Annotated in this window: 9 protein-coding genes and 1 pseudogene; all 10 read left to right on the forward strand. The window is 74.2% G+C overall.

All coding sequences use genetic code 11. The annotated features are described in order from the left end of the window. Positions 1-131: 131 nt before the first annotated feature. Entirely contained in the window at positions 132-575 is a 444-nt protein-coding gene (locus CP969_RS31015; RefSeq protein WP_004981096.1) for an SRPBCC family protein, read from the forward strand. Between the two features lie 154 nt (positions 576-729). Next, on the forward strand, positions 730-3150 hold the full coding sequence (locus CP969_RS31020; RefSeq protein ID WP_016823863.1) for an MFS transporter: 2421 nt from the start codon (positions 730-732) through the stop codon (positions 3148-3150). A gap of 206 nt (positions 3151-3356) precedes the next feature. Further along, positions 3357-5820, forward strand: a pseudogene (locus CP969_RS31025) (SpoIIE family protein phosphatase). Between the two features lie 179 nt (positions 5821-5999). After that, on the forward strand, positions 6000-6728 hold the full coding sequence (locus tag CP969_RS31030) for a methyltransferase domain-containing protein (RefSeq protein WP_026084733.1): 729 nt from the start codon (positions 6000-6002) through the stop codon (positions 6726-6728). Positions 6729-6844: 116 nt separating this feature from the next. Continuing rightward, positions 6845-7678: a M55 family metallopeptidase gene (locus CP969_RS31035; RefSeq protein ID WP_016823862.1), complete on the forward strand. Its 834-nt coding sequence runs from the start codon at positions 6845-6847 to the stop codon at positions 7676-7678. Beyond that, positions 7671-8975 (forward strand): M20/M25/M40 family metallo-hydrolase, encoded by a 1305-nt coding sequence (locus tag CP969_RS31040; protein WP_016823861.1) that lies wholly within the window; start codon positions 7671-7673, stop codon positions 8973-8975. The genes CP969_RS31035 and CP969_RS31040 overlap by 8 nt, the downstream gene beginning before the upstream one ends. Positions 8976-8978: 3 nt before the next feature. Next, positions 8979-10943: a prolyl oligopeptidase family serine peptidase gene (locus CP969_RS31045; RefSeq protein ID WP_026084732.1), complete on the forward strand. Its 1965-nt coding sequence runs from the start codon at positions 8979-8981 to the stop codon at positions 10941-10943. Beyond that, positions 10940-11875, forward strand: coding sequence for a S66 peptidase family protein (locus tag CP969_RS31050; RefSeq protein ID WP_004981074.1), 936 nt, complete (start codon positions 10940-10942; stop codon positions 11873-11875). Before CP969_RS31045 ends, CP969_RS31050 begins: the two co-directional genes overlap by 4 nt. 161 nt (positions 11876-12036) lie before the next feature. Continuing rightward, positions 12037-12591 (forward strand): GNAT family N-acetyltransferase, encoded by a 555-nt coding sequence (locus tag CP969_RS31055; RefSeq protein ID WP_004981071.1) that lies wholly within the window; start codon positions 12037-12039, stop codon positions 12589-12591. 88 nt (positions 12592-12679) lie between these two features. Continuing rightward, on the forward strand, positions 12680-13579 hold the full coding sequence (locus CP969_RS31060; RefSeq protein ID WP_016823859.1) for an arginase family protein: 900 nt from the start codon (positions 12680-12682) through the stop codon (positions 13577-13579). The last annotated feature ends 38 nt before the right edge of the window (positions 13580-13617 follow it).

Here is a 13617-nt window from a genome sequence, read left to right on the forward strand (position 1 = left end):
GTGTTCCCTTGATCGTGCGAGCGACATCTTCGGTCACCCTTCCGGTCACAAACGGACCCTCGATTTGGGCGGCCGGACGAGGGGTGGTTGGCTTGCCCCGACCCCGGTAGTCCACGTCCTGGAGGAAAGCGATGGCGCAGGTCGAGTCCACTACGGAGCGGATCGTCGCGGCGGACGCGGAAACGGTGTTCGACGCCCTCGCCGACTACAGCGGCACGCGCGGGAGGGTGCTGCCCGAGCAGTACAGCGAGTACGAGGTCCGCGAGGGCGGCGACGGCGAGGGCACCCTCGTCCACTGGAAGCTCCAGGCCACCAGCAAGCGGGTGCGCGACTGCCTGCTGGAGGTCACCGAGCCGAGCGACGGCGAACTGGTCGAGAAGGACCGCAACTCCTCCATGGTCACCACCTGGCGGGTCACCCCGGCCGGCGAGGGCAGGTCCCGGGTCGTCGTGACCACCACCTGGCAGGGCGCCGGCGGCATCGGCGGCTTCTTCGAGAAGACCTTCGCGCCCAAGGGCCTCGCCCGCATCCACGACGCCGTGCTGGCCCGGCTGGCCGCCGAGGTCGAGAAGTAGGGCACGTCAAAACCCAATATTCAGGCGGGAGTTGACGTCTCACCGGTTCGAGTGATCTCTTCCTGACCTTTCCGGGTCCCGTAACTCGTCGCACTTGCTCGTAGTTGTCGCTTTCACGCGGGAATGGTGCACAGTGCGACGAGGGGAGCGGCACGTGGGCGGGATCACTCTGACGCAGGACGAACCGGGCACGGCGGTCACGGCACCGGCGGCCGGGGGACCGCCCCCGCCGCCGGTCCCGGAGCCGGCCGCGGAACCCGGACTGAGCCCGCGCCGCGTGCGGCTGGTCTTCCTCGCGCTGATGCTGGCGCTGCTGCTGGCCGCCCTGGAGCAGATGATCGTCGCCACCGCGCTCCCGAAGATCGTCGGCGAGCTGCACGGACTGGACCGGATGTCCTGGGCGATCACCGCCTACCTGCTCACCGCCACCATCGGCCTGCCCGTCTACGGCAAGCTCGGCGACCTGCTCGGCCGCAAGGGCGTCTTCCAGTTCGCGATCGTCGTCTTCGTCGTCGGCTCCGCGCTGGCCGGCCGCGCCTCGACCATGGACCAGTTGATCGCCTACCGCGCGGTGCAGGGCGTCGGCGCGGGCGGCCTGATGATCGGTGTCCAGGCGATCATCGCGGACATCGTGCCCGCGCGGGAGCGCGCCCGCTTCATGGGACTGATCGGCGCCGCCTTCGGCCTCGCGTCGGTCGCCGGGCCGCTGCTCGGCGGCTACTTCACCGACCACCTCTCCTGGCGCTGGTGCTTCTACGTCAACGTGCCCTTCGGGATCGTCACCCTGGCCGTCGTCGCCGTCGTGCTCAAGCTCCCGAAGCCGGCCGCGCGGCCCCGTCTCGACGTCCTCGGCTGCCTGCTGCTGGCCACCGCCTCCACCTGCCTGGTGCTGCTGACCAGTTGGGGCGGCACCGAGTACGCGTGGGACTCCCGCGTCGTCCTCGGTCTCGGCGCGGGCGCGGCGTCGGCCACCGTCCTCTTCCTGGTCGTCGAGCGCTTCGCCGTCGAACCCCTCATCCCGCTCCGGCTGTTCCGGGACTCCGTCTTCAACGTCACCGGTCTGGTGGGCCTGGTGGTCGGCGTCGCCCTGTTCGGGGCGGCCAGCTACCTGCCGACGTACCTGCAGATGGTCGACGGGGCCACCGCCACCGAGTCGGGGCTGCTGATGCTGCCCATGATGGCCGGCATCGTCGGCGCCTCGATCGTCTCCGGCCAGCTCATCAGCCGCACCGGCCGGTACCGGGCGCACCCCGTCCTCGGTTCCGCCCTCTCCGTCGTCGGCATGTGGCTGCTGTCCCGCCTCGAGCCGGACACGCCGCGGCTGCACTACAGCATCTGGATGGCGGTGCTCGGCACCGGTATCGGCATGGTGATGCCGGTGCTGGTCCTCGCCGTGCAGAACTCCGTGCGCCCCGCCGACCTCGGCACCGCCACCAGCGCCCACAACTACTTCCGGCAGATCGGCGGCAGCGTCGGCGCCGCCGTCTTCGGCACCCTCTTCGCCGACCGGCTCACCGACGCGCTCGGCGAGCACCTGCCCGCGCACGCGGGCGCCGCGCCGCCCGACGCCGAGTCCATCACCCCGCAACTCGTGCACGCACTGCCGCCCGAACTGCGCGACGCCTACATCCGGGCGTACGCCGACGCCATGCCGCGCATCTTCCTCTACCTGGTGCCGGTGCTCGTCCTCGGCCTGCTCATCGCCTTCTTCCTCAAGGAGAAACCACTGGTGTCCCACAACGTCCCCACCGCCGACCCGGCCCAGGAGGCCCCGCACCTCACCGGGCGCGTGCCGCAGGCCCGTCCGCCGTACAACGGCGGCATCCCCGTCTGCGGCACCGTGCAGCATCCCGACGGGACCGCCGTACCGCGCGCGGCGCTCACCCTCATCGACGTCGCCGGGCAGCAGACCGGACGGGGCGCCAGCGGCGAGGACGGGCGGTACGCGCTGGCCACGCCCGGCCCCGGGGCGTACGTCCTGATCGCCGCCGCGGGCGGCCACCAGCCCCAGGCGGTCTCCGTGACCGTCGGCGAGCGGCCCGTGGAGCTGGACGTCGTCCTCGGCGGCGCGGGCCGCCTCGCCGGCAGCGTCCTCACCGCCGACGGCACCCCGGTGCGGGACGCCGCCGTCACGCTCACCAACGTCCACGGGGAGGTCGTCGCCAGCACCCGCAGCGGCCGGGAGGGCGGCTACGTCATCACCGAGCTGGTGGCCGGCGAGTACACCCTCGCCGCGAGCGCGCCCGCCTTCCGCCCGGCCGCCCTGCCCGTCACCGTCCAGGCGGCCCGGGAGACCCGGCAGGACGTCGAGCTCGCCGGCGGCGCGGTGCTGCGCGGCACGGTGCGGGCCGGCGGCGGACGGCCCGTCGAGGAGGCGCGCGTGACCCTGCTGGACGCGGCGGGCAACGTCGTGGACACCCTCACCACCGGACCCGACGGGACCTTCCGGTTCGTCGACCTCTCCTCCGGCGAGTACACCGTCATCGCCGCCGGCTACCCCCCGGTCGCCACCGTGCTCCAGGTCGCCGGCGGGGGGCGTACGGAACGCGACCTCCAGTTGGGGCACGAGGACTGAACCGGCCGCCCGCGCGGGAGCGCACCGGGCGAGTCCGGCACCCCGAACCGCCGGCAGGAGACGGCCGCCCGCGCGCGGGAGCGCACGCACACCCGCCGGCGCGGGCCCCCGCGGGCAATTCACGGGTTGCCGCACATCGCGACCGGCCGCCGCCGTACGGTGGTGACGGCGGTACAGATCTTGCCGGGGGAGAGAGGGCCTGGGCCATGGACCGTGGCACCGAGCAGGACGCACCTCCCGGCCATCGGGCCGGGCGCGGCACGGCGGCCGAACGCACCGACGCCGGCCGTGTCCCGCTGGCCGTCGTCGTGGTGGACCGCGGCGGACTCGTCTCCCACTGGAGCAGGGGCGCGCGGCGCCTGTTCGGGCTCGCCAGGAAGGAGGCGCTCGGCCGCCCGGCCGTCGACCTGCTGCCGGTCCTCGGAGCACTGCCCGAGGAAGGGGACGAGGAGGACGAGGCCGTCCCGTACGGGGCGTACGCGGTCGACGACGGGCCGGGCCCCGACCTCGGGGCCTCCCTCGTCCGGGGGTCCGCCTACCCGGCCGCGGGCCGTGCCCGGCTGGCCGTGCCCGGGCAGGACCGCGCCGACGTGCTGTGGTGGGCCTACCCGCTGGTGGGCCCGGGAGCGGAGCGGCTGCTGGTGCTGGCCGTCGGCGCGGACGGACTGCACACGGACGGCGCCGGCGCGTTCGAGCGCATCGCGCCCGGCTTCGCCCGCCACACCGACTTCCCCGGCTCCGAGGACCTCGCCCGTGGGCTCCCCGAGATCCTGCCCAGCATGAGCGTCGCCGACGGTGCCCGCGTCGTCGCGCAGGTACTCGAACTGGGTTATCCAATCCTGGAGTTCAGCCGGAACGACCGGGTGCCGGTCACTCCCGACTGGGGTGTGCCCCGACGGGTCGAGCGCCGGGAGCGCCGGGAGCGGGCCGCACGGGCGTCGGTGGCGGGCGAGCCGGTGCCCGAGGAGCTCCGGGACGAGGGCGAGGACCTCGAGCACGCCGCCGTCCGGGAGCGTCTGGAGTTCCTCAACGAGGTCAGCTCCCGGATCGGCACCTCCCTCGACCTCGCGCGCACCGTCGTCGAGGTCAGCAAGGCCGTCGTGCCCCGCTTCACCGACGTCGCCGGCACCTATCTGCGCGAACAGGTCGTCGCCGGCGAGGGGTTCGGCGACGGGGTGCCGGACACCACCACCCTGTGGCACCGGGTCGCCGTGGAGCACACCGACGAACCCGGCCGCTGGGACGACGTCGTCCCGGTCGGCGAGGCCATGCCCTTCCCGGCGCACACGCCGTTCTTCCGGTGCATGACCACCGGCGAACCCGTGCTGGTGCCGCGCATCAGCGAGGAGATGGGGCACGCCATCGCCTCGCAGTTCGACAAGCGCGACATCCGGCCGCTGATCACCGGCCGTTCCATGCTGGTGGTCCCGCTGAAGGCGCGCACCGTGGTCCTCGGCTTCATGATCCTGCTGCGCCACCCCGAGCGGCAGGTCTTCAACGACATGGACCGGGTCACCGGTGCCGAACTCGCCGCCCGCGCCGGCCTCGTGCTCGACAACGCGCGCATGTACACGCACCAGGAGAACGTCGCCGAGACGCTCCAGGACAGCATGCTGCCGCACATCCCGCCGCGCATGGCGGGCTGCGACATCGCCACCCGCTACCTGCCGGGCACCCTGCTGGGCCGGGTCGGCGGCGACTGGTTCGACGCGGTGAAGCTGCCCGGCGCCCGCACCGCCCTCGTCGTCGGCGACGTCATGGGGCACGGGCTGAACTCGGCGGCGATGATGGGGCAGTTGCGCACCGCCGTGCAGACCATGGCCGGGCTGGACCTGCCGCCCGCGCAACTGCTGCGCAACCTCGACGACCTCGCCCAGCGGCTCGGCGACACCTATCTGGCGACCTGCCTGTACGCCGTCTACGACCCCGTCGCGGGTGAACTCCACCTCGCCAACGCCGGACACGTACCGCCCGTCCTCGTCCGCGCCGCGGACGGGCGCAGCGAACTGCTCGACCTGCCCACCGGCGCGCCCATCGGCGTCGGCGGGGTGCCCTTCGAGGCGGTGCGGGTGCGGGTGGAGCCCGGCGACCGCCTGGTGATGTGCACCGACGGGCTGGTCGAGGTGCGCGGCGAGGACATCGGTGTCGGGCTCGCCGCGCTGTGCGAGTCCGCCGCCCATCCGGCCGCATCCATGGACGACGCCTGCGACACGATCATCCGCGCCCTGAACACGCGCGGCGGCCGCAAGGACGACGTGGCCCTGCTCATGGCCCGCCTGGGCGGCATCGGACCGGACGACGTCGCCGAGTGGCGGCTCACCCCCGAGCCGTCCGGGGTCCCCCGGGCACGCACGGCGGTCCGCGAGCAGGTGCGCACGTGGGGACTGCCGGAGCTGGCCGGCAACGCGGAGCTGATGGTGAGCGAACTCGTCACCAACGCCGTACGGCACTCCCGCACGGGTCCCGTCGCGGTGCGGCTGGTGCGCGCGGACACGCTGCTGTGCGAGGTGGAGGACGACGACCACGAGCTGCCGACGCTGCTCGACGCCCGCCCGGGGGACGAGTTCGGGCGCGGCCTGCGCGTGGTCAGCACCCTCGCGCGCGTGGGGGACGAGCCGGACGAAGTCCGGCAAGAGCGTGTGGTTCGAGCTGACGCTCCCACGGCGCTGAGCCGGTACCGCACGGAAGACCGGTGCGGCGGAGGGACGCGCGCCGGTGTGCCGGAGAGGGGCATGCGCCGGTGTGTCCGAGGGCGGACGAGCCGTGAAGGAACGCGCCGGGCGCTTGTCCGCGCGCCCGGGGCGCGGTACACCGTACGGACGGGTCGGCGTCGCACCCCGGGGGCGGGCATGAGCGTGACCGGTCGGTACCGGGAGGGCTTCTGGCGCGAGGCGCCGGAGGAACCCGGCGCGGTGTTCCGGGACGCGGAGCCCGCGCTGACGGTGGCCCGCCACCTGGCCCTGTTCGCACCGCACCTGTCCGATCCCGGCCTGCCCCTGGTGGACCTCGGCTGCGGCAACGGCACCCGGACCCGCTTCCTCGCCGACCGCTTCCCGCGCGTCCCCGGCGCCGACCTGTCCGCCGCCGCCCTGGACCGCGCCCGCCGCGCGGATCCGGCCGGCCGGGCCGCGTACCGGCACCTGGACGCCGCCGAGAAGAGCGCGACCCGGGCCCTGCACGGGGAGATCGGCGACGCCAACGTCCATGTGCGGGGCGTCCTGCACCAGTGCGAGCACCAGTGCGAGGCCGACGACCGGCAGCCCCTGGTGGACGGCATCACCACCCTGGTCGGCGAACACGGCCGCGCCTTCCTCGTCGAGCCCTCCCGGGCCGCCGGAGCGGTCCTGAAGGGTCTGGCGGCCGGGCCCGGCGGCCCGCCGCCCAAGCTCGCGCCGGTCCTGCGGCACGGCATCGCTCCCGGTGAGGTGGACGACGCGGCGGTGCCCGAGTTCCCCACCGCGGCCGGGCTGACCGTGACGGCGGGCGGCACCCTGCCGCTGACCACCACGGAGCACGGCCCCGACGGCGTCCGCATCGTGCTGCCGTCCGTCTGGTACGTGGCGGGACGCGCCGCGTAGGGCACGCGTGGCCGACGTGCCGGGTCCCCTGCCGGGCCGGGCCGTTACCGGTCCGGACCAGTGAGAGTTATCCACAGGGTGGCCGGAATTCGGCCGGACCACGTAGCGTGTGCCGAATGAAGATCCTCATCAGCGCCGACATGGAGGGCGCCACCGGTGTCACCTGGCCGGCCGACGTGCTGCCCGGGACTCCCCAGTGGGAGCGGTGCCGGTCGATGTTCACCTCCGACGTCAACGCGGCCGTGCAGGGCTTCTTCGACGGCGGCGCCGACGAGGTGCTGATCAACGAGGCCCACTGGACCATGCGCAACCTGCTGCTGGAGCGGCTGGACGAACGGGCGCAGATGCTCACCGGGCGGCACAAGTCCCTGTCCATGGTCGAAGGCGTGCAGCACGGCGACGTCGACGGCATCGCGTTCATCGGCTACCACGCCGGCGCCGGCATGGAGGGCGTCCTCGCGCACACCTTCCTCGCCAACTCCATCACCGGTGTGTGGGTGAACGACGTACGGGCCAGCGAGGGCCTGCTCAACGCGCACGTGGTCGCCGAGTACGGAGTGCCGGTGGTGCTGGTCACCGGCGACGACCTCGCGTGCGAGGACGCGCTCGGCTACGCGCCCGAGGCGCGGAAGGTCGCCGTCAAGGACCACGTGTCGCGGTACGCCGCGGTCTGCCGCACACCGGCCAGGACGGCCGCCGACATCCGCGCGGCGGCGAAGGACGCGACCGCGCTGGCGGTGCGTCGGGAGCCGGTCGACGGCGGGCCGTTCACCGTGGCGGTGGAGTTCGACGCCGAACACCTGGCGATGGCCGTGACCGTGGTGCCGGGCGTGGCCCGGATCGGCGAGCGGAAGGTCGCGTACACCAGCGCGACCATGTACGAGGGAATCCGCACCTTCAAGGCGGTCACCACGATCGCCTCGAACGCGGTGGAGGAGCAGTATGGCTGACGAGCAGGCCCTGGACGAGGTCGTGACGTTCACGTCCGAACTGATCCGGATCGACACCACCAACCGGGGCGGGGGCGACTGCCGGGAGCGGCCCGCCGCCGAGTACGCCGCCGCGCGGCTCGCCGAGGCGGGACTGGAGCCGGTGCTCCTCGAACGCACCCCGGGTCGGACCAACGTCGTCGCGCGCCTGGAGGGCAGCGACCCGTCGGCCGACGCGCTGCTCGTGCACGGCCACTTGGACGTCGTACCGGCCGAGGCCGCCGACTGGAGCGTGCACCCGTTCTCCGGAGAGGTCCGTGACGGGGTCGTCTGGGGACGCGGCGCGGTCGACATGAAGAACATGGACGCGATGATCCTCGCCGTGGTGCGGGCCTGGGCCCGCCAGGGCGTGCGGCCCCGGCGCGATGTGGTGATCGCCTTCACCGCCGACGAGGAGGACAGCGCCGAGGACGGCTCCGGCTTCCTCGCCGACCGGCACGCCCACCTCTTCGAGGGCTGCACCGAGGGCGTCAGCGAGTCGGGCGCGTTCACCTTCCACGACGGCGACGGGCGGCAGCTGTACCCGATCGCGGCCGGCGAACGCGGCACGGGCTGGCTGAAGCTCACCGCCCGCGGCCGGGCCGGACACGGCTCCAAGGTCAACCGGGACAACGCGGTGACCCGCCTGGCCGCCGCCGTCACCCGCATCGGCGAGCACGAGTGGCCGCTGCGGCTCACCCCGACCGTGCGGGCCGCGCTCACCGAACTCGCCGCCGTGTACGGCATCGAGACGGACCTGACCGACGTGGACGCGCTGCTGGACAAGCTCGGCACCGCCGCGAAGCTCGTCGAGGCCACCGTCCGCAACAGCGCCAACCCGACGATGCTGGACGCCGGTTACAAGGTCAACGTGATCCCCGGGGAGGCCGTGGCGTACGTCGACGGCCGCTTCCTGCCCGGCACCGAGGACGAGTTCCGCGCGACCCTGGACCGGCTCACCGGACCGGACGTGGACTGGGAGTTCCACCACCGCGAGACGGCCCTCCAGTCGCCCGTGGACTCGCCGACGTACCGGCGGATGCGGGCCGCCGTGGAGGAGTTCGCCCCCGAGGGGCAGGTGGTGCCGTACTGCATGTCCGGCGGCACCGACGCCAAGCAGTTCTCGCGGCTGGGCATCACCGGCTACGGGTTCGCGCCGCTGAAGCTGCCGGAGGGCCTCGACTACCAGGCCCTGTTCCACGGGGTCGACGAGCGCGTCCCGGTCGAGGCGCTCCACTTCGGCGTCCGCGTCCTCGACCGGTTCCTGCGGACGGCCTGAGCGGTGGGGGAGACAGTGCAGATCCTGGCGTACGGCGAGTGGCCCTCGCCCATCGACGCGGCCACGGCCGCGGCGCACGACGGCAGCCCGGAGTACGCGGGCTTCGTCGGCGACGAGGTGTGGTGGACCGAGCCCCGGCCCGCCGAGGGCGGCCGGCGCACCCTGGTGCGGCGGCACTCCGACGGCACCGAGGAGTCCGTCCTGCCCGCGCCGTGGAACGTGCGCAGCCGGGTCATCGAGTACGGCGGCCGTCCCTGGGCCGGAACCGCGCGGGACGGCCGACCGCTCGTGGTGTTCGCGCACTTCGCCGACCAGCGCCTGTACCGGTACGAGCCGGGCGGCGAGCCGCGCCCGCTCACCCCGGTGTCCCCGGTCGGGCAGGGGCTGCGCTGGGCCGAGCCGGTGCTGCTGCCGGAGCGCGGCGAGGTGTGGTGCGTCCTGGAGGAGTTCACCGGCGAAGGGCCCAGCGACGTGCGCCGCGTCCTGGCCGCCGTACCGCTGGACGGCTCCGCCGCCGAGGACCGGGGCGCCGTGCGCGAACTGAGCGACGACCGGCACCGGTTCGTCACCGGGCCGCGCCTGACGCCGGACGGGCGGCGCGCCGCCTGGCTCGCCTGGGACCACCCGCGCATGCCGTGGGACGGCACCGAACTGCTCCTCGCCGACGTCACCCCCGACGGCACCCTCCGAGACGTCCGGACGGTCGCCGGCGGACCGGAGGAGTCCGTCGCCCAGGTCGACTGGACCCACGACGGCCGGCTGCTGTACGCGAGCGACCGCACCGGCTGGTGGAACCTCTACCGGGACGGGGAGGCGCTCTGCCCGCGCGAGGAGGAGTTCGGCGGGCCGCTGTGGAAGCTGGGGTCACGCTGGTTCGCCCCGCTGGACAGCGGTCTGATCGCCGTGGTGCACGGCCGGGGCGCCGCCGCCCTCGGCGTACTCGACCCCGAGACCGGCGAGGTCGTCGACGCCGCCGGGCCCTGGACCGAGTTCACGCCCACCCTCGCGGCGCACGGCGAGCGGGTCGTCGCCGTCGGGGCCGGCCCGCGCAGCGCCCACGAGGTGGTGGAGCTGGACACCAGGACGGGCCGGGCCCGGGTGATCGGCTCCGCGCACCAGGACGCCGTGGACCCCGCGTACTACCCCGAGCCGTACAGCCGCACGTTCACCGGGCCGGACGGCCGTGAGATCCACGCCCACGTCCACCCGCCGCACCACCCCGGGTGCGCCGGCCCCGCGGACGAGAAGCCCCCGTACGTGATCTGGGCGCACGGCGGCCCCACCGGCCGCTCGCCGCTGGTGCTCGACCTGGAGATCGCCTACTTCACCTCGCGCGGCATCGGCGTCGCCGAGGTCAACTACGGCGGCTCGACCGGATACGGGCGCGCGTACCGCGACCGGCTGCGCGGGCAGTGGGGCGTGGTCGACGTCGAGGACTGCGCCGCCGTCGCGCTGGCCCTCGCCGACGAGGGCACCGCCGACCGCGAGCGGCTCGCCGTCCGGGGCGGCAGCGCCGGCGGCTGGACCACGGCCGCCTCCCTCACCACGACCGACGTCTACGCCTGCGGCACCATCATCTACCCGGTGCTCGACCTCACCGGCTGGGGCACCGGGGAGACCCACGACTTCGAGTCCCAGTACCTGGAGGGCCTGATCGGCCCGCGCGCCGAGGTCCCCGAACGGTACGAGGAACGCTCGCCCGTCGCCCGCGCCGACCGGCTCACCGCGCCGTTCGTCCTGCTCCAGGGCCTGGACGACGTGATCTGCCCGCCCGTGCAGTGCGAGCGGTTCCTGGCCCGGCTGGCCGGCCGGGGAGTACCGCACGCCTACCTCGCCTTCGAGGGGGAGGGACACGGGTTCCGCCGCGCGGAGACCATGATCCGCGCACTCGAGGCGGAACTCTCCCTGTACGCCCAGGTGTTCGGGCTGAAGGTGCCGGACGTCCCGGTCCTGGAGCTCGCCGGATGAGCCGGGTGGAACCGCTGCGGCGGCCGGCCCGGCTGGCCCCCGGCGCCCGGGTGGCCGTCGTCGCGCCCAGCGGCCCGGTGCCCGAGGAACGGCTCCGGGCCGGGCTCGAGGTGCTGCGCGACTGGGGCCTGGACCCGGTGGTGGCGCCCCATGTCCTGGACCGGCACGGCGCGTTCGGCTACCTGGCGGGCGCCGACGCCGACCGGGCCGCCGACCTGCAGTCCGCGTGGTGCGACCCGGCCGTCGACGCGGTGGTCTGCGCCCGCGGCGGCTACGGCGTGCAGCGCATGGTCGACCTGCTCGACTGGACCGCGATGCGGGCGGCCGGGCCGAAGGTGTTCGTCGGCTTCAGCGACATCACCGCGCTGCACGAGGCGTTCGCGGTCCGGCTCGGCCTGGTCACGCTGCACGGCCCGATGGCCGCGGGCGTCGACTTCACCAAGAACGCGCGGGCGCAGGACCACCTCAGGGCCACCCTCTTCGCCCCCGAGACCGTCCGCACCATCCGCTCCGACGGCACCGCGCTCGTCCCCGGGCGGGCGCGCGGGGTCACGCTCGGGGGCTGCCTCTCGCTGCTCGCCGCCGACCTCGGCACCCCGCACGCCCGCCCCGGTGCGCGCGGCGGGCTGCTGTGCCTGGAGGACGTGGGGGAGGAGACGTACCGGCTGGACCGCTGCCTGACCCAGCTGCTGCGGGCCGGCTGGCTGGACGGGGTCTCGGGGCTGCTGCTCGGGTCCTGGGCGCAGTGCGAGCCGTACGACCGGGTGCGGGCACTGCTCGCCGACCGGCTCGGCGGCCTCGGCGTGCCGGTGGCCGAGCAGTTCGGGTTCGGGCACTGCGACGACGCGCTCACCGTGCCGTTCGGCGTCACGGCCGAACTCGACGCCGACGCGGGGACGCTCACACTGGACGAACCGGCGCTCGGCGACTGAGCACCCGCCCGGCCCGGCACGGGGCGACCGGGTACGGACCGGCCCGGCCCCCGCACGGGCCGGGCCGGTCGCCCGCCGGGAGGGCCCGGTGGCCCGGGGGACCCCGATGGCCCGTGATGTCCTCGTACGGCGGCGTCGGCGGCCTCCCGTAGGGTGACGGGATGCCGCACACCTCGTCCCCGTACCTCGCGGAGGGCCCCCGCGTGGGCATCCGCCGCTTCACCCGCGCGGACGGCACCGAGTTCACCGCCCGCGTCCGGGAGAGCAAGGACCTGCACCACCCCTGGCTGTTCCCGCCGGACGACCTCTCGGCGTACTCCGCGTACGCGGGACGGCTGATCGAGGACCCCACGAAGGCGGGCTTCCTGGTCTGCGAGAAGGAGGCGGACGGCGCCCTCGCCGGGTTCATCAACATCAACAACATCGTCCGGGGCGGCTTTAGGTGCGGCGCGCTGGGCTACGGGGCCTTCGCGCACGCGGCGGGGCGCGGGCTGATGCGCGAGGCGCTGGACCTCGTCGTGCGGTACGCCTTCGGCCCGATGGGGCTGCACCGGCTGGAGATCAACGTGCAGCCCGGCAACGCCGCGTCCATCGCCCTGGCCCGCGCCTGCGGCTTCCGCCTCGAGGGCTTCTCGCCGAAGATGCTCTTCGTCGACGGCGCCTGGCGCGACCACGAACGCTGGGCGATCACCAGCGAGATGACGGCCTCCGGCTGACGGCGCACGACCGGGCCTGTCGTCCGCCGGACCGCGCGAGGTCGTTGAAGTCGTTGAAGGCGTGAGCGCCGTCGGCGAGGATGATCACATGAGGAACATCGTCGTGGTGGACGCCCCCTCCAACCTGGGTCTGCGTCCACCCGCCCCCGGTACCGTGCCCGGCTGCCACAAGCTCGCCGGCGCACTGCGTGAGCAGCGGATCGTGCAGCGGCTGAAGGCCGTGGAGGGCGGGGTGGTGGTGCCGCCGCGCTACGACCGGGGCGACTGGCAGGAGGGCGACGGCGTCTTCAACGCGGCCGCCCTCGCCGCCTACACCCGCAAGCTCGCCGACCGGGTCGAACACCACGTCCGCGCCGGCGACCTGCTCGTCGTCCTCGGCGGTGACTGCTCCGTCCAGCTCGGCGCCTCCCTCGCGCTGCGCCGCCTCGGCCGGTACGGGCTGGTCGCCGTGGACGCCTCCCCGGACTTCCGGCACCCCGGCAACTCCGACCGCGTCGGCGCCGCCGGCGGCGAGGAGGTCGCCCTGGCCACCGGACGCGGACAGGAGGACCTCACCGACCTGGAGGGGCTGCGGCCCTATCTGCGGGACGAGGACGTGCGGTTCTTCGGCATCCGCGACTACTTCGAGGACGAACGCGCCGAACTCGCCGCCCTGAAGATCCCCGTCGTCACCGTCGGCGACCTGCGGGAATGGGGCGCCGACGCCCTCGCCCGCGCCACCGCCCAGTCCTACGCCGCGCCCGGACTCGACGGGTTCTGGGTGCACCTGGACGCCGACGTCCTCGACCCCTCCGTCATGCCCGCCGTCGACAGCCCCGACCCGGGCGGCCTCGAACCCGACGAACTCACCGCCCTGCTGCGCCCGTTGCTCGCCGCACCGCAGTGCGTCGGCCTCACCGTCACCATCTACGACCCCGACCTCGACCCGGACGCGACGGCCGGCGCGCTCCTCGCCGACACCCTGGTGTCCGCCTTTGCGCGATCCTGACCCGTGACGCCCCTGTGCAGGCGGGCCCGCGGCGGCTT

Origin of the sequence: Streptomyces viridosporus T7A (genome assembly GCF_008704515.1) — a bacterium.
Classification (GTDB): Bacteria; Actinomycetota; Actinomycetes; order Streptomycetales; family Streptomycetaceae; genus Streptomyces; species Streptomyces viridosporus.

Excerpts from the sequence above, each read along its gene's own strand:
- CP969_RS31015 (WP_004981096.1), top strand. The coding sequence starts at position 132 with ATGGCGCAGGTCGAGTCCACTACGGAGCGGATCGTCGCGGCGGACGCG.
- CP969_RS31030 (WP_026084733.1), top strand. The coding sequence starts at position 6,000 with ATGAGCGTGACCGGTCGGTACCGGGAGGGCTTCTGGCGCGAGGCGCCG.
- CP969_RS31035 (WP_016823862.1), top strand. The coding sequence starts at position 6,845 with ATGAAGATCCTCATCAGCGCCGACATGGAGGGCGCCACCGGTGTCACC.
- CP969_RS31040 (WP_016823861.1), top strand. The coding sequence starts at position 7,671 with ATGGCTGACGAGCAGGCCCTGGACGAGGTCGTGACGTTCACGTCCGAA.
- CP969_RS31050 (WP_004981074.1), top strand. The coding sequence starts at position 10,940 with ATGAGCCGGGTGGAACCGCTGCGGCGGCCGGCCCGGCTGGCCCCCGGC.
- CP969_RS31055 (WP_004981071.1), top strand. The coding sequence starts at position 12,037 with ATGCCGCACACCTCGTCCCCGTACCTCGCGGAGGGCCCCCGCGTGGGC.
- CP969_RS31060 (WP_016823859.1), top strand. The coding sequence starts at position 12,680 with ATGAGGAACATCGTCGTGGTGGACGCCCCCTCCAACCTGGGTCTGCGT.